The sequence below is a fragment of the Blautia sp. OM07-19 genome, assembly GCF_003481595.1.
Classification (GTDB): Bacteria; Bacillota; Clostridia; order Lachnospirales; family Lachnospiraceae; genus Blautia_A; species Blautia_A intestinihominis.
Window position 1 is genome coordinate 1 of record NZ_QULA01000022.1, and the last position, 17,499, is coordinate 17,499.

At 46.5% G+C, this 17,499-nt stretch carries 13 protein-coding genes, 1 pseudogene and 1 riboswitch; of the genes and pseudogenes, 12 read left to right on the top strand and 2 right to left on the bottom strand.

Going from position 1 to position 17,499, the window contains the following annotated elements; translation table 11 throughout:
• Nucleotides 1-98: 98 nt before the first annotated feature.
• Nucleotides 99-305: riboswitch (cobalamin riboswitch) on the top strand.
• A 202-nt stretch (nt 306-507) separates the two neighbouring features.
• Nucleotides 508-1,446, top strand: a complete 939-nt coding sequence (gene nikB / locus DXC01_RS13870; RefSeq protein WP_022215725.1) for a nickel ABC transporter permease — start codon at nt 508-510, stop codon at nt 1,444-1,446.
• 1 nt (nt 1,447) lies between these two features.
• Nucleotides 1,448-2,272 carry a nickel transporter permease gene (nikC, locus tag DXC01_RS13875; protein WP_118697944.1) on the top strand — a complete coding sequence of 275 codons (825 nt, stop codon included), beginning with the start codon at nt 1,448-1,450 and terminating at the stop codon, nt 2,270-2,272.
• Here the strand turns inward: nikC and DXC01_RS21495 are convergent.
• Nucleotides 2,269-2,474: pseudogene (locus DXC01_RS21495) on the bottom strand (hypothetical protein). The gene nikC and the pseudogene DXC01_RS21495 overlap by 4 nt on opposite strands.
• Before the next feature lie 2 nt (nt 2,475-2,476).
• Between DXC01_RS21495 and DXC01_RS13880 the strand changes: the two are divergent.
• The 7 genes from DXC01_RS13880 (at nt 2,477) to DXC01_RS13910 (ending at nt 11,424) form a co-directional block, all read left to right on the top strand.
• A complete protein-coding gene (locus DXC01_RS13880; RefSeq protein ID WP_022215727.1) occupies nt 2,477-4,024 on the top strand; it encodes an ABC transporter substrate-binding protein in 1,548 nt (515 codons plus the stop codon).
• Between the two features lie 17 nt (nt 4,025-4,041).
• Nucleotides 4,042-4,827 (top strand): ABC transporter ATP-binding protein, encoded by a 786-nt coding sequence (locus tag DXC01_RS13885; protein ID WP_022215728.1) that lies wholly within the window; start codon nt 4,042-4,044, stop codon nt 4,825-4,827.
• Nucleotides 4,820-5,791, top strand: coding sequence for an ABC transporter ATP-binding protein (locus DXC01_RS13890; protein ID WP_022215729.1), 972 nt, complete (start codon nt 4,820-4,822; stop codon nt 5,789-5,791). Before DXC01_RS13885 ends, DXC01_RS13890 begins: the two co-directional genes overlap by 8 nt.
• Nucleotides 5,792-5,809: 18 nt before the next feature.
• Nucleotides 5,810-7,051, top strand: a complete 1,242-nt coding sequence (locus tag DXC01_RS13895; protein WP_118697945.1) for a hypothetical protein — start codon at nt 5,810-5,812, stop codon at nt 7,049-7,051.
• Between the two features lie 342 nt (nt 7,052-7,393).
• Nucleotides 7,394-8,281, top strand: a complete 888-nt coding sequence (gene garR / locus DXC01_RS13900) for a 2-hydroxy-3-oxopropionate reductase (RefSeq protein WP_022215731.1) — start codon at nt 7,394-7,396, stop codon at nt 8,279-8,281.
• 104 nt (nt 8,282-8,385) lie between these two features.
• Nucleotides 8,386-10,302 (top strand): sigma 54-interacting transcriptional regulator, encoded by a 1,917-nt coding sequence (locus DXC01_RS13905; protein WP_118697946.1) that lies wholly within the window; start codon nt 8,386-8,388, stop codon nt 10,300-10,302.
• Between the two features lie 12 nt (nt 10,303-10,314).
• A complete protein-coding gene (locus DXC01_RS13910; protein ID WP_118697947.1) occupies nt 10,315-11,424 on the top strand; it encodes an FAD-dependent oxidoreductase in 1,110 nt (369 codons plus the stop codon).
• Nucleotides 11,425-11,740: 316 nt separating this feature from the next.
• Here DXC01_RS13910 and DXC01_RS13915 read toward each other — a convergent pair whose 3' ends face one another.
• Entirely contained in the window at nt 11,741-12,670 is a 930-nt protein-coding gene (locus DXC01_RS13915; protein WP_022215734.1) for a LysR family transcriptional regulator, read from the bottom strand.
• A 152-nt stretch (nt 12,671-12,822) separates the two neighbouring features.
• On the opposite strand from DXC01_RS13915, the gene garD reads away from it, so the two are divergent.
• The 3 genes from garD to DXC01_RS13930 all read left to right on the top strand — a co-directional run bounded on the left by garD (nt 12,823) and on the right by DXC01_RS13930 (nt 17,456).
• Complete coding sequence (gene garD / locus DXC01_RS13920) at nt 12,823-14,331, top strand: galactarate dehydratase (protein ID WP_118252047.1); 1,509 nt, start codon at nt 12,823-12,825, stop codon at nt 14,329-14,331.
• Nucleotides 14,332-14,656: 325 nt separating this feature from the next.
• Nucleotides 14,657-15,985 (top strand): enolase C-terminal domain-like protein, encoded by a 1,329-nt coding sequence (locus DXC01_RS13925; RefSeq protein WP_118697948.1) that lies wholly within the window; start codon nt 14,657-14,659, stop codon nt 15,983-15,985.
• Nucleotides 15,986-16,058: 73 nt separating this feature from the next.
• Nucleotides 16,059-17,456 carry a GntP family permease gene (locus DXC01_RS13930; protein WP_022215737.1) on the top strand — a complete coding sequence of 466 codons (1,398 nt, stop codon included), beginning with the start codon at nt 16,059-16,061 and terminating at the stop codon, nt 17,454-17,456.
• The last annotated feature ends 43 nt before the right edge of the window (nt 17,457-17,499 follow it).

Genomic DNA, 17,499 nt, shown 5'->3' on the forward strand with positions numbered 1-17,499 from the left:
AGCATTTATGAAATTAGCAGGATAATTTTGTGCATTTTTTCAAATTTGCTCATTTATAGATATATGCTTGAAAAGCAAATCAAATAACATTTGTTGGTTTTGAACTAGCCTCTATAAGTTCCAGTAAAATATTTTTATTTTAAATACACGGATTAAAAGGGAAACCGGTCGAATTCCGGTACGATCCCGTCACTGTGATAGGGAGTTGCGAAACATAATCCACTGGAGTGGCAGTCGCCAGTCTGGGAAGGAGTTTCGGAGCAAAGATCTTAAGTCAGGAGACCTGCTTATGGATGATCAGATATGATTCTTACGGTAGATAGGAAACATTGTTTTTTTTGTGCAAACGTCCGTATTATGTTGTTTACGGATGTTTTTTTCTGCGCTTTTATTCAAAGGTGTATTTCCCCTGCCATTTTTAAAATTGAATCTGATCCAGTTAAAGTCGCTGATACTGTGAACGAAGTAAACAGTAACAAAACCTCTACAATGTAGGAAGGAGAAACAATGTCAAAAAAACAATTTGGAAAAAGGCTTCTGCAGATCCTGATCGTTCTGATCGGTGTAAGTTTCTTTACATTTGGACTTACTTACCTTTCACCAGGTGACCCGGCGGAGATCATGCTGACAGAGTGTGGTAACCTGCCGACACCGGAACTTCTCGAACAGACGAGACATGAACTGGGCCTTGACCAGCCGTTTCTGGTGCAGTACGGTTCCTGGGTAAAAGGAGTACTTACCGGAGACATGGGAACTTCATATGCATTTAAAGTTCCTGTAACTGAGAAACTGATGAAATGTTTTTGGCCGACCCTTCAGATGTCGCTCTTCGCGCTTCTTCTGATGATCCTGTTCTCCATACCATGCGGAATCCTCTCCGCGGTATATCAGAACAAGTGGCCGGATTATCTGATCCGCGGAATCACGTTTTTCGGGGTATCTATCCCGAGCTTCTGGATCGGCCTGATTCTTCTGAGCATCTTTGGAGTGCAGCTTCGCTGGATCAACGTAGCAGGAGGTACGACTGATTTCAAGGCAATGATCCTGCCGTCTGTGACACTGGCGCTTTCCATGTCTGCAAAATATACCAGACAGGTACGAAACGCAGTGCTGGAAGAACTCAGACAGGATTATGTCATTGGAGCCAGAATGAGAGGGATCAAAGAAAGCGTGATCCTCTGGAGACATGTACTTCCAAACGCAATGCTTCCTATTGTAACACTTCTTGGTCTTTCCCTCGGCTCTCTGCTCGGAGGAACAGCAGTTGTTGAGATCATTTACAACTGGCCTGGAATGGGAAGCATGGCGATCAAGGCGATCGCCTGTCGTGACTACCCGATGGTACAGGCATACGTACTTATGATCGCGATCATGTACATGGTCATCAATATCATCGTTGACCTGTCCTATACTTATCTGGACCCAAGAATAAAGGAGGTTAAGTAAATTGAAGAAACAGAAATTTTTCCTGGCTCACAAACAGTTTACCTTATTCTTTATTCTGGCTCTCGCTGTTGTAGGCGTGGCAGTTTTTGCCCCGTGGATCGCACCGAAGGATCCTCTGGAAGCAGTGATGATCGATTCACTCAAAGCCCCGTGTGCGGAATACCCTCTTGGCGCTGATAAACTCGGACGTGATCTTCTTTCCCGTGTGATCTATGGTACCAGAACTTCACTGGTGTCTACCCTGATCCTTGTGGCAACGATTTTTGTTGTAGGTACTTTCCTTGGAATCATTGCCGGATATTTTGGCGGCTGGATCGATCAGGTGATCATGCGAATCGCAGATATGATGATCTCTTTCCCGGGAATGATCCTGGCTATCGCAATTGCAGGTATGCTCGGACCAAGCCTTCGTAACGGAGTTATCGCGATCACAGCGGTAAGCTGGACAAAATACGCACGTCTGGCAAGAAGTATGGTTTTGAAAGTAAAACGTAATCTGTATGTGGAAGCCGCGATCGTAAACGGCACAAGCACATTCAAAATCTTATGGAAACATATTCTCCCGAACATGCTGACGATCATGACTGTAACAGCAGCGGCAGATATGGGAACCATGATGCTTGAACTTGCATCTCTTTCTTTCCTGGGATTCGGAGCCGTGGCACCGACACCGGAATGGGGACTGATGCTGAATGAAGGAAGAACTTATATGGCAAAAGCACCGTGGCTTATGATCGCACCGGGTATCGCCATCGTAATCGTAGTAATCGTATTTAACATGCTCGGCGACAGTATCCGTGATATTCTTGACCCGAGACAGGACTAACACAGATACCAGGGTGAAAAGAGCTGAATCCACATGAGCTTGCTCATAAGTGGATGAAGAATCTTGGAACCCGCCCCGATATGAGCATAAAAGTGGGATGATAATCCCGCGATATGCGAAGAGAGGGTAGAATTGCGAAAGTTACTTGGTAACGGAGCAATTCGTAGGTATCGTAAACTACCGAAAAATAAAGGAGAAAAATATATGAAAAACAGAATCGCAAAAAAAGTCTGTGCAGCAGCACTTGCAGGTCTCATGACAATGGCACTCGTTCCAACATCCGTATTTGCAGCAGGAACAATGACGATCGGTGTAACAAGCTTCGCTGATACACTGGAGCCGACAGAGCAGTACTTCAGCTGGGTTATCTCCCGTTACGGCGTTGGCCAGGGTCTTACCAGGTTTGATGAAGAAGGAAACATGGTACCATGTCTTGCAACAGAGTGGACCAACAGTGAAGATGGAAAAACATGGACATTTACGATTCGTGAGGGCGTTAAATTCTCAAACGGTAACGATATGACACCAGAGCTTGTAAAAGCATCTCTGGAGCGTACCATCGAAATGTCAAACCGTGTACCGGAGTTCTTTGATATTGACAGCATTGAAGTTGATGGACAGAACATCATATTCAACCTGAACAGAGCAAACGCAAACATGGCAGGATGTCTGGCAGACCCGCTGTTCCTGATCATGGACACCAGCATTGACAACTCCAACATCGCAATGGAAGGACCAGTTTGTACAGGACCGTATGCATTCCAGTCTTTTGACCCGTCAGGTGATACCGTTGTTGTACGCAACGAGTACTACTGGGATGGAGATGTTCCGAATGACAGCGTAACTCTTCGTATCATTGGCGACCAGACAACACGTTCCATGGCTCTTCAGTCCGGTGAGATCGATGTTGCTTACAACTTAAAGACAGAGAACGTTTTTGAATTTGACGGAAATGACAACTACAACATCCAGTCCCTGGAATCCCTTCGTTCTACTTATGCATTCATGAACCAGAACGGAGCACTCGGAGATCTGGCACTTCGTCAGGCAGTTCTTCGTGGACTTGACAAAGAAACTTACACAAGCGTTCTGCTTGAGGGCGGCGCAACACCAGGAAAAGCACCGGTACCGCCGACACTGGATTATGGCTATGATGATCTGAACGATGAGAACGCTTACGATCCGGATGGAGCAAAACAGGTTCTTGAAGATGCAGGATACAAAGATGTAGATGGTGACGGATATGTAGAAGATCCGGACGGAAACCCGGTAGAACTTACTTTTGTATACTATGACAGCCGTGCAGAACTCGGTGTATATGCACAGGCAGCACAGGCAAGCCTCAAAGAGATCGGAATCAACATCAAACTTGACTGCGTATCTTACGAGACACTTCTTGACCGCCGTGATTCCTCTCAGTACGATCTCCTGATCTGGAACGTACTCGTTGCAAACACAGGTGACCCGGAAAACTACCTTCGTGAGAACTGGTACAGCACATCTGCAAACAACACAGCAGGATATGCAAATGAAGATGTAGACAAATGGCTGGATGAGCTGGCAGAAACAATCGATACAGATGCAAGAAAAGAACTGATTGTAAAGATCCAGCAGGCGATCATGGACGATGCAGCTACTGTATTCTTCGGATATGAAAACACATTCCTTATCTCCAAAGCAAGCGTAGAAGGACTTGTAATGTATCCAATGGATTACTACTGGGTAACTGCTGACATGCAGATGGCTGAATAATAAAGGAGACTGTAAGAATGCTGGAAATTAAAGATCTGGCTGTACAGTATGGACATCATGATCCTACGATCGAGCATTTTAACCTTTCCATGAAAAAGGGTGAGATCATCAGTGTTGTAGGTGAGAGCGGAAGCGGTAAGACCACAGTGATCCGTGCCGTTCTGGGGGCTCTCCCCGGAGCGGGACAGGTTACTTCAGGAGATATCCTCTTTCACGGGGAATCTCTTCTGAAAAATTCCAAAAGCGACTGGAGAAAGATCCGTGGCAGCAAGATGTCAATGATCTTCCAGGACTGTGGCGGAACCCTGAACCCGATTCGTAAGATTGGCAGCCAATATGTAGAATATATTTGTACACATGAGGCTATGGCAAAAAAAGATGCCTGGCAGAGAGCAGTCACCATGCTTTCCAAAATGAGACTTCCGGATGCGGAAAACATCATGAACAGTTATCCGTATCAGTTATCCGGAGGTATGCGCCAGCGTGTCGGAATTGCTATGGCGATGACTTTTAACCCGGAACTTCTTCTGGCAGATGAGCCGACAAGTGCTCTGGACGTAACAACACAGGCACAGATCGTCCGTCAGATGATGGAGCTCCGCGATGATTTCGGAACAGGGATCATCATTGTTACACATAATATCGGAGTAGCAGCTTATATGGCAGATCAGCTGATCGTTATGCACCACGGCAAGGTGGTAGACCACGGAACCAGAGAAGAGGTCCTGAATAACCCGACCAGCGATTACACAAAGAAACTGCTTGATGCAGTTCCGGAAATGGAGGGAAAACGATATGTCTGAAAATCATGAGATCGTCATGCAGGCAAAGCATATTGTAAAACAGTTCCCTGCTTCCCGCGGAAGAACCCTGACTGCCTGCAATGATATCAACCTGACCATGTATAAAGGAAAGACTCTCGGGATCGTAGGAGAGAGTGGATGCGGTAAATCTACATTTGTCCGCATGGTGACTTTCCTGGAAAAACCGACCAGCGGTGAGATTCTTTATCACGGCAAAAACATCACAGGGCTTTCAAAGAAAGAAACCTGGGAAAACCGCCAGAACCTTCAGATGGTCTTCCAGGATCCGATGGCATCTTTTAACCCGAAGATGAAGATCAGGGATATTCTGACAGAGCCTCTGATGAACTACAAAAAGATCAAAAGAAACGAAAGAGATGCAAAAGCAAGAGAACTTCTCCGCATGGTAGAACTTCCGGAAGAGTTTGTAGACCGTTATCCGCACAACATGAGTGGTGGACAGCGTCAGAGGATCAGTATCGCAAGAGCACTTTCTCTGGAACCGGAGATCCTGGTCTGTGATGAAGCAACTTCTGCACTGGATGTTTCCGTACAGGAGTCTGTCATCGAGCTTCTGGTACGTCTGCAGAAAGAAAAAAATATCTGCATGATCTTTATCTGCCATGACCTGGCGCTGATCCGTTCTTTCGCGCATCAGATCGCAGTCATGTACCTGGGACATATCGTGGAAACGATTCCGGGCGAAGATGTTTCAGGAAATGCAGAACATCCATATACCAAAGCACTTGTCGGAGCACAGTTCTCTGTTCATATGGATCCAGCCAAAAAGATTGAAAGCATTGAAAGCGAAGCACCAAGTCCGCTCGATGTACCGGTAGGCTGCCCGTTCCAGAACCGCTGTGAACACTGTACGGAACAGTGCAAAAAAGAAATGCCGGAATTAAAAGAAATTGCACCGGGTCATGAAGTTGCCTGCTTTTATGTAGAAAATATCACAAAATAAACAGAAGGAGGCAAGTAGATGAAGAGAAGAATACTCACTCTGATGATGAGTGCGGCACTTATTGCCGGCACTCAGAGCACTGTATGGGCCGATGTGGAAGACTACTCAGACGGAGATGTTCATACGATCGGTGTAGTTGTATATGATCCGGACTCTGCGGAGATGGAAATGTTTGCGGACTATTACCGTGATTACATCCAGGAAGGTTTTCCTGTAAAATTTATTTTTTCAGGAAAAATTGCAGATTCTGAGGAAGAAAAGACATTTATTGAAGAAGCCAAAGCAGAAGGTGCAGAGGGGATCATTTCTTTTGCCGGATATGCAGATGGGCTTACAAACGTTATCAAAACCTGTGAAGAAGAGGAAATCTACTATGCACTGGGTTCCAATACGGTAAGCGATGAGAACTATGAGGTCATCAAAGATAATCCATGGTACATGGGAAGCGTCGGACCGGATCTTGAGACCGTTTATCAGGCCGGCTGCGACATGACAGAGTTTTTTCTGGATAAAGATGCCAGAAACATCGTGCTCATGTCAGGCGGTGCATCTTCTGGAAACAGACTTCATCAGGTAAGAACCTGGGGAATGCTGAACACTCTGGAAGAAAAAGCGGGACTTGTACTTGATGAAGATGCAGAAAAACTTTCTGCAACAGATAAAGTGACCGAACTCACAGACAAGGACGGAAATTTACACGTTACGATCTGCCCGGGATATACCGAGGGTGGAGAGGGACTTGACAATCTGGAGACCGCATTTGCGGAAGGCACCTGTGATACGCTTATGAGTGCGTTCCATGTATCTGCCTATCTGGACAAGATCTCCGATAAGGAAAAAGATCAGGACAGCAACATCATGGTCGGCGCGATCGACAGCTTTTCTGAGCAGAATTTTGAAATCTTCAAAGAAAAAGATTCTTTTGGAAATGCACCGATCGACTATGTACGCGGCAAATACGCTTCCATGGCAGGCCCGGCCTTCGCAATGATCTACAACGCGATCACCGGAACTCCGGATGTAGTCCGGGAAAACGGTGAGGCAGTACGCCTGTACCAGAATCTCTGGACTGCGAAGTCTGAGGAAGAATATGTTGAACTGTATGGGTATGCGACGGGGATTTATGAGAATGCGTATAGTTGTGATGACCTTATGCAGGTCATCGGGCAGTTTGATGTGGATGCGGATCCGCAGGGCTTTAAGGAGTTGACGGAAGCGTCTGATGTGGAGAGTGTGAAGGAGAGAATTTTTTCCAATTAAAAAATTGGGTAAAAGGGATGGAGTTTTTTGGCTCCATTCCTTTTTTTATCCCTTAAATTCGTGGGATTTATTTGCTTGGGAGCAGAGAAAACCGCCAGCCTCCTCTGCGGTCTTCTTAGTCTACCAGACAAAATAAAAGAAAAAATAGAAAGCAAATATCAAAAAAATGAAACAAACCTTTCATTTTTTGCAACGTTTTTATAAAACCATAAAAACCACCCCATTTTTTTGAGTCTTTTGTCAATGGAATTTTCAAATGAAGTCGGCTACAATAAGGACAGTTGAAAGATACGTAAAGAAACAACGAAATCAATATTGTAGAAGAATCAGGAGGAAATAACAATGAAAGTTGGATTTATTGGTCTTGGAATCATGGGAAAACCGATGTGCAAAAACCTCATGAAAGCAGGTTACGAAATGGTTGTAACCACACATAATAAAGAAACCCTCAAAGAAATGGAAGCACTCGGAGCCAAAACTGTAACATGCGGACGTGAAGTTGCAGAAGAAGCAGATGTGATCATCACCATGCTCCCGAACTCCCCACAGGTAAGAGAAGTTGCACTTGGCGAAGGCGGAATCATCGAGGGCGGCAAAGAAGGAAGTGTCCTGATCGACATGAGCTCCATTGATCCTACCGAGAGCAAAGCAATCTCCGCAGAGCTTGCAAAGAAAGGCATCGACATGTTGGACGCACCTGTTTCCGGTGGAGAACCGAAAGCAATCGATGGAACCATTTCTGTAATGGTTGGCGGAAAGAAAGAGACTTTTGATAAATACTATGACCTGATGATGGCTATGGCTGGTTCCGTTGTATACGTAGGACCGATCGGATCAGGAAACGTTGCAAAACTTGCAAACCAGATCATCGTTGCAGTCAACATTGCAGCAGTATCTGAAGCCCTCACCCTGGCAAAGAAAGCCGGAACAGATCCGGAGCTTGTATACCAGGCAATCCGCGGCGGACTTGCAGGATCTACAGTCCTCGATGCAAAAGCACCTATGATGATGGACAGAAACTTCAAACCGGGATTCCGTATTGAACTTCACATCAAAGACCTGAACAACGCCCTCAATGCAGGACATGCCGTAAGCGCACCGCTTCCGCTGACAGGAGAACTTATGGAGATCATGCAGGCACTCAAAGCAGACGGACACGAAAAAGAAGATCATTCCAGCATTGTAAAATTCTACGAAAAAATTGGTAATGTAACAGTTACAAGAGACTAAAATCCGGTATATAATAAGGTAAGACTTTTGCTAACCGTAAAGAAAGCCTCGACAGGTTGCCATGAGCCTGCCGGGGCTTTTTTGAGTGGAATGGAGGACCTTTTATGTCAAAAATAGCGATTTTACTTCCAAAGGAATATATGCTGGAACAGGCAAGAAATGTAATCCGGGAGGACGAACTGGATATCGACATCCTCAAAGTGATCAAGACTTCCGACTCTGTCTATGAAGCAAGACAGGCCGTAGAGCAGGGCGCGGAGGTGGTTCTTGCCCGAGGCGTGCAGGCAGCTTTTATCCGCCAGTACACAAATATTCCTGTTGCAGAACTGACACTTACAGGCCAGGAAATCGGTCTTATGATCGCCAGCGCCAAGAAAAAAGTCCCGGACAAAAAGTGCCCGCAGATCGCACTGATCGGTTTCAAAAACATGTTCAGCGATACAACTTATGCAGATGAGCTTTTTGATATCCGGCTGAAATTTTATGACATCACAGCCATTGAGCAGGCAGCAGAAAAAGTAGACCTTGCGATACAGGAAGGCGCAGATGTCCTGCTCGGCGGCGATACCGTCAATGCACTGGCGGCACAGAAAGGCATTCCGGCGCAGTTCATCGATTCCACAGAGGAGTCGATCCGTTCCGCTATCGGCGTGGCAAAAAAGATGATCCTGACTGCGGAGGCAGAGAAAAATTTTACCGCACAGTTTGAGACAGTGCTGGATAATTCCTACAACGGGATTCTGGAAATTGATGAAAACAAAGAGATCATGATCGTAAACCGTGCAGGAGAAGAACTTTTTCACAAAAAAGCTTCTCAGCTTGAAGGAACTGCCTTGGAAAAAGTGATCCCGGAACTGGAACAACGGTATATCGATGACGTTCTGAGCGGAAAAAGAGATTCATTTATGACCTCGGTCTATGTGGCTGGTGTTCCGATGATGCTCACGGCAGCGCCGATCCAGTATGAAAACAAGATTCGTGGCGCGATCATTTCACTCTATCGAAATGCTTCTGTCCGAAAAAATGATGCAGATGAGCTGCATTCCTATTACCTGAAGGGCTACGTGGCGCATGCTCATTTTTCTGATATCAGGATCACTGGTAAAGAAATGGAATACTGCGTGGAACTTTCCAAAATGTACGCCCTGTCAAAGAATCCTGTGCTGATCTGTGGAGAAGACGGAACAGATAAGGAAAAACTGGCACAGTGCATCCACAACAACAGTTCCTATAAAGCGGGGCCTTTTGTTGCAGTGAATTGCAGCGGTATGACAGAACAGATGCAGGTGGACAGGCTTTTTGGAAACCCGGATGCAGAAGACGAGAGCATGAAAAAAGGGGCACTTGCGATCAGCGATCATGGAACGATCGTAATCTCTGAAATAGAAAAACTTTCACTTCTGTGCCAGTATCGTCTGTACCGTGCGATACGGTATGATTCCCTGATCCAGAATGACCTGGAGCGAAGCCAGACGCTGGATAACCGTATCATAGCGATAACGGGAGCAGATCTTTACCAGTATGTAGAGCAGGGCAGATTCCGGCAGGATCTTTATTATCTCCTGAACAGCCTTACGGTGGAGATTCCTCCGCTTCGGAAGCGCCCGCAGGATATCCGTGCGATCGTGGAGGACTGCAGGGTAAGATTTACAAAAAGATATGCAAGATTTCCAAAAATCGCAGAGGATGCGATGGAGGCACTTGCCGGATTTGGATGGCAGGGGAATGAAATTCAACTGGAGTCGTTTTGTGAAAGACTTTTTCTGACTTCACCCAAGAAGACGATCACCAGTGACTATGTATATTTTCTTCTGGACACATTGTATCCTGTAAAAGAAAGAATTTCGGAAGATGGCACAACAGTGATCTATCAGCACCCGGAGGCCGCGCGTCTGACGGAACTTCTGGAAAAACACCAGGGAAACCGTTCTGCAGTGGCGAAGGAGCTTGGAATCAGCACAACGACGTTGTGGAGACGAATGAAAAAATATGGCGTGATAAATAAATATGATCTGACGTAAGGAGGAAACGCTATGGCGATCCATATCATGGATGCGGGGGCGGAGCTGTTTCAGAATAATCCGATGTCTGTGATCTGCTCGATCGTGTGTGACCATGAGCAGCAGTGTGCCGGTCACTGTGTACTTGGAAAGAAAGGCAATCCGGTGCATTTTTCCAGTATTGAGAACTATATTTCGGACACTTATCTGGATCGAATGAAACTTCAGATTCCAGAAGAAAAGAAAAAACCGGTGGCAGTGATCGGGGCAGGTCCGGCAGGATTGACGGTGGCGATCATTCTGGCACAGCATGGGTATAAGGTGACGATCTTTGAGCAGCAGGACAAGATCGGCGGTATCACACGTTACGGAATCCCGGAATTCCGTCTGCCGAAATCTATCCTGGATCGTCTGGAAAAGCAGATCCTTGCGATGGGTATCCGCATCCGTCCGCATACTGCGATCGGAACAGTTCTGACGATCGATGATCTTTTCCGCGACGGATATGCAAGCGTGTTTGTTGGAACAGGAGTGTGGAAAGCACGAAACCTGGGGATTCCGGGGGAATGTCTGGCGAATGTGCATTTCGGCATTGACTATCTGGAAAATCCGGCAGCATATGATCTGGGAGAAAAAGTCGCCATTATTGGAATGGGAAATGCGGCAATGGACGTTGCGCGGACAGCTCTTCGAAACGGTGCACTGCAGGTGACATTGTACGCCCGCGGAACGCATGTAGCGGCGAACTCGCATGAAATGGCGTATGCAGAGCTGGATGGCGCACAGTTTGTCTTTGGAAAAGCAATCGAGCGCATCACGGAAACCGGCCCGGTATTCAAGACTTCGGTCATTGATGAGAATAATAAAGTCGTCGGATACGAGGAAGGCGAAGACCAGGTGGAAGCAGATTCCACGATCATCGCCATCAGCCAGGGACCAAGAAACCGCCTGATCCGCACAACAGTAGGACTGGAAGGCTCCGACAAAGGTCTCCTCATCGTAGACGAAAACGAAATGACCACCAGAGAAGGCGTCTTCGCCGCAGGAGATGTCGTACACGGCTCCAAAACCGTCGTCCATGCCGTAGAACAGGCAAAGAAAGCGGCCGTGGCGATGATCGCGTATATGGAAAAAGAAAGTTGACTTTTACCAGGGAAAGACATATAATAAATAATAGCTAAGGAATGTGGTGAAATTCCAAGAGGCAAAACGAAAACCCCCAGAGTTGCCGCTCTGGGGGTTTTCTTGCTCGTTACGGTGAGCTATTCCGTTTAGGCTGTTGCTACCTATTGTCTACCGCTCAGCCATTTGCATATGTAATAGCTAATTACATTTGCTAACACGGTGACAAGAAGTGTGGTGAAAAAATCATCCAAGAGATACACCTCCTTTCTGCTGGAGGAGCGGCAGCAACATTATTATAACACAAAATCAGAACAAAATGTACAATCTGTAAAATTTAACTCCAGAATTCTTCAGCCAGGGATATGAAATCTCTGGCTGCTTTGCTGAGATAACGTTTTTTGTGGTGACATGCCATGATGTTCCAGGAGGGCTTGCCAGGGAGAGTGAAGAATCGGATCTTGTCCTCGTGTCCACGGGCATAAAAAGCAGGAATGATGCCACAGCACATTTCAGCCCCGACCATAGTGGTGATGGTTGCATTGCTGGAGGTCTCAAAGAGTACATGAGGCTTGAAACTGGCAGATTCGAAGATGTGGTCGGTCAGGTCGCGAAGCGTGGATTCTTTGTACGTGAGGACAAAAGGTTCCTCGCGTAGCGCGTAAAGGTTCAGTTCGGAAATCTCACCCTCGCGAACAGGAACAGCATTTGTCCATCCTTCCTCCGGTGGTGTGGCGATCGGATGGCGGATCGGAACGGCAGCAAAAATATCCTCGGAAGCTAAAGGAATATAACTCAGAGCAGGTTTCTGCTGTTCCGGAACAAGTGTCACGAATCCCAGATCCAACTCACCGGATATCAGGAGTTCCTGCTGTTTCTGGACACTGAGTTCCCGTGGAGTGACCTGGATATTAGGATGCAGGCGGTGAAATTTCGGATACACATTAGAAAACATGGCGATCCCACGCCCAGGCGTAAAGCCAACACTGAGCTCCCCCTGCTGGATCTTCGCGAGATCATGGATCCTGTGATAAGTATCCTTCTTAAGCAACAGCATTTCCCGTGCAGCCTTCAGATAAATCTCCCCAGCTTCCGTAGGATGCCAGTCCGTCCGCGAACGATGAAAAAGCTGCACACCGAGTTCCTTCTCAAGTTTAAGAAGCTGCTGGTTAAGCGCAGACTGCGTGATATAAAGCTTTTCCGCTGCACGGGTGATGTTGTTTTCTTCCGCGATTGCTACAATATATTGTATTTGACGTAAATCCATTGTGGGTACCTCCTTACCTCCATTCTACCCCAATTCCCTCCACATTCCAATATGTAAATTAGAAAAATTAAGAGAACTATAATTACAATGAATTTTACTTATACAACCTCCTGCGTTATAATAACCTCAACAAAGCAAAGGAGGAATCCAAAATGTCACTGCTAGTAAAAATAAACCAGTCTGACAACGTAGCCATCGCTGTTCAGCCACTGAGCGCAGGATCAGAAGTGGAAGGCATCCACATCAACCAGGACATCCCGCAGGCACACAAAGTCGCACTGGCTGACATTCCAAAAGGAAGCCCGGTCATCCGCTACGGCGTGATCCTCGGATACGCCATGAACCCGATCAAACGCGGCGATTGGATCAACGAATTCATGCTCGAACTCCCAACCCCGCCATCCGTAGATGACATGGAGTTCGGCAAAAACATCGTCACAGACCTGCCTGAACCGCCGGTAACTACCTTCGAAGGATATGCAAATCCAGACGGCGGCTACGCAGGAACCAGAAACATCCTCGGGATCAGCACCACCGTACAGTGCGTAACAGGAGTACTGAATGTCGCAGTAAAGAAAATGAAAGAAGAACTTCTTCCAAAATATCCAAACGTAGACGACATCGTCCCGATCAACCACGCATACGGCTGCGGCGTTGCCATCAACGCACCTGAGGCAAAAGTTCCGATCCGTGCACTCAGAAATCTCGCCAAACATCCAAACTTCGGCGGACAGCTCATGGTAGTCGGACTTGGCTGTGAGAAATTCACTGTACAGATGCTCCTCGATGAAGCCGATATTACACCTGAAAATGTCATTATTCTCCAGGAACAGAAAGGCTTCGATGCCATGGTTGACGCCCTCATGAAAATGGCAGACAAAAAACTCGCGATCCTCAATGAAAGAAAACGAGAAACACTTCCATTATCCAAACTCTGCATCGGTATGCAGTGCGGTGGAAGCGATGCATTCTCCGGCGTGACTGCAAACCCATCCGCAGGATATGCGGCAGACATGCTGGTAAAAGGCGGCGCAACCGTTATGTTCTCCGAAGTAACAGAAGTACGTGACGGAGTACATTACCTTGCAGAACGCTGCGTCAGCGCAGAAGTAAGAGACAAACTTGCAGCAGAAATGCGCTGGTACGATCATTACCTTGCAGAAGGAAACGTAGACAGAAGCGCTAACCCGACCCCGGGAAACAAAAAAGGCGGACTCTGCAACATCGTAGAAAAAGCCATGGGCTCCATTGCAAAATCAGGAAGCTCACCGATCGTGGAAGTACTTTCCCCGGCAGAAAAACCAACCAAACACGGTCTTATCTATGCAGCGACACCGGCAAGCGATATCGTCTGCGGTCCATGCCAGCTTGCATCAGGAATCACTCTGCAGGTATTTATGACAGGCCGCGGAACTCCATATGGACTCGCAGCAGCTCCGGTCATCAAAGTCTGTTCAAGAAATGAAATGAAAGCCATGTGGCAGGATCTGATCGATGTCAACGCCGGTCCGATCGCAACAGGCGAAGCAACGATCCAGGAAATCGGAACCCAGCTGTTCAACAAGATCATCGCAGTTGCAAGCGGCAAGGATCAGTCCTTCGCAGAGAAATACAAACTCCACAACGACCTCTGCATCTTCAACCCGGCACCGATCACCTGATATCCAGGTTTCAAAATTTCAACTGCATCTCATGCCTGCATGTGTATGCAGTTGAAATTGTAAATATCAAGCGACCCGCTTTTTTTTTACCCTAAATCGTCAAAAAACATGCATTTTACGCAATGCATGAAATAAAATGCGATTAAAATGAAACATATTATTTCAAAACCTGCAACATTAACGAAACCATAAAAATCACAAGAACCTTCTTGGGTATTCTGCGAATTGAACAAAAAGCCAGAATGTATATAATAAAATACATACAAAACAAACAAAGAAAAACATTGAGGCCGCAATGATTTCGAATATTCTAGGAGGAAGAAAAATGATACCTGTTGTAGAAAAAATGGAAGTTTTCCCGGTAGCCGGACATGACTGTATGGAATTAAACCTTTCCGGCGCACATGCACCTTACTTTACAAGAAACATCGTGATCCTGACAGATTCCAACGGAGTAGAAGGTGTTGGAGAAGTTCCGGGAGGAGAGAAGATCACAAATGCACTTGAGCAGGTAAAAGACCTGGTGATCGGAACAAGCATTGCAGATTACAAACAGACGCTCAACAAGGTTCGTAAATGGCTGGATGAAAATATCAAAGATGACGTGCGTGGCTTACAGACATTCGACCTTCGTACCGGAGTACATGTAGTAACAGCGATCGAAGCACCTCTGCTTGACCTTCTCGGAAAATTCCTTGATGTGCCGGCAGCAGCTCTGATGGGTGATGGAATTCAGAGAGAAAGAGTACAGTTCTTAAGCTACCTCTTCTACATTGGAGACCGCAAAAAAACAGATCTTCCGTACGAAGAAGAACCAGATGCAGAATGCGACTGGTACCGTCTCCGTCACGAAGAAGCCCTTACACCAGAAGCAATCGTAGCACTTGCAAAAGCGACCCATGAAAAATACGGCTTCGTAGATTTCAAGCTTAAAGGCGGCGTACTTGCACCGAAGGAAGAACTCAAAGCAGTTCAGGCGATCAAAAAAGCATTCCCGGATGCAAGAGTTGATCTCGATCCGAACGGCTGCTGGAGCCTCAAAGAAGCACTGGAGATTGCTCCACAGCTCAAAGAATGTCTTGCTTACTGTGAAGACCCATGCGGCGCAGAAAACGGATTCTCCGGACGTGAAGTTATGGCAGAGTTCAGACAGCTCTCCGGAATGCCGACAGCAACCAACATGATCAACACAGACTGGCGCCAGATGCATCACTGCCTGTCCCTGCAGAGCGTAGATATTCCGCTTGCAGACCCGCATTTCTGGACTATGAACGGTTCCGTTCGAGTAGGTCAGATGTGCAACGATTTCGGCATGATGTGGGGATGTCATTCCAATAATCACTTCGATGTCAGCCTTGCAATGGTCGTACAGTGTGCAGCAGCAATCCCAGGAAAGATGAACGGAATCGACACACACTGGATCTGGCAGGAAGGACGCGAGCGTCTCACAAAACAGCCGATGAAAATCGTTGACGGATGCATTGATCTTCCGAAAAAAGGTGGACTTGGAATCGAAGTTGACCGCGAACAGGTTTTCAAAGCACACAAACTTTACATGGACAACTGTCTGGGAGCACGTGACGATGCAAAAGGCATGCAGTATCTGATCCCGGGATGGAAATTCGATAACAAGCGTCCGTGTCTCGTAAGATAAGATTTTATCAGCAAAATAGGTTACCTTAAAAACTTTAGTGAATGAATATATGGAAAGAGTATGAGGAAAAAACATGTCTGAATCAACAAGAATGTTATTAGGACTGGCATTAGGAATCATCGTAATGATCGTCCTGGTAATGAAAACAAAAGTACATTCCTTCATGGCCCTTCTGATCGCAGCCATGATCACAGGAATCATCGGCGGAATGCCGATCTCAGATATTACCCTCGCTGACGGCACAACTCAGACTGGTCTGATCACAGCCATTCAGGAAGGATTTGGAAGCACATTAAAGAGCACCGGTATCATCATCGGTCTTGGCGTTATGATGGGCGGTATCCTGGAGAAATCCGGAGCTGCCGAAAAAATGGCATACAGCTTTATCAAACTGATCGGTCAGAAAAACGAAGAATGGGCACTGGCGATCACAGGATGGTTCATTTCCATTCCGGTATTTGCAGACTCCGCGATCGTAATTTTTGCACCTCTTTGCAAGGCAATGTCCAAAGTAACTGGTAAATCTGTAGTTGGACTTGCACTTTCACTGGCAGTTGGTCTTCAGCTGACACACTGTCTGGTACCTCCGACACCTGGTCCGCTGACCGCAGCCGGAATGTTCAATGTCGATGTAGGCCAGATGATCATCGGTGGTGCACTGATCTCCATTCCGATGCTGATCGTAGTAGTTTTTTACACAAAATGGATCGGAAAGAAAATCTATCAGGTTCCGAACGATGAAGGTGGATTTGACAGAAAAGAATTCAAACAGGAATACATCAAATCCATGGATGAACTCAATGCAATGATGGATGCAAAACAGCTTCCGGGCTTCTGGGTATCTGTGGCACCGATCTTCATCCCGATCATCCTGATCCTTCTCAAAACTGTACTTGGTTTTGTTGGTATCAGCAACAGCGTAGTTGATTTCCTTGGTTCTCCGATCGTAGCACTTGGAATCGGTACACTTCTTGCAATCTACGGACTTGTTCCGAAGGAAGATAACAAAGCTGTTCTCAAGATGATGGATGACGCTATCAAAGATACCGGTATCATCATGCTGATCACAGGTGCCGGCGGATCTCTTGGAAACGTTGTAAAAGTAAGCGGTATCGGTACTGCACTTGGTGAAATGGTTACATCCTGGGCACTTCCGGCAGTTCTGATCCCGTTCATCATTGCAGCACTTATGAGGATCGCTCTCGGATCTGCAACCGTTGCAATCACAACAGCAGCATCCCTGACAGCACCACTTATGAGTGTTTTAAGCATCAGCCCGCTTCTTATGTCCCTTTCCTGCTGCGTAGGTGCGATTTCATTTTCCTACTTCAATGACAGTGGATTCTGGGTATTCAACGGAATGTTCGGACTGACAGAACTGAAAGACCAGGTTCGATGCAAGACGGCCGTATCGATGATCATGTCGGGCGTTGGTGTACTGGAACTGCTTATCGCACAGTTCTTTATCTAAAATCAATGAACAAAAATTAAAACATATAACAAGATCATTCAAT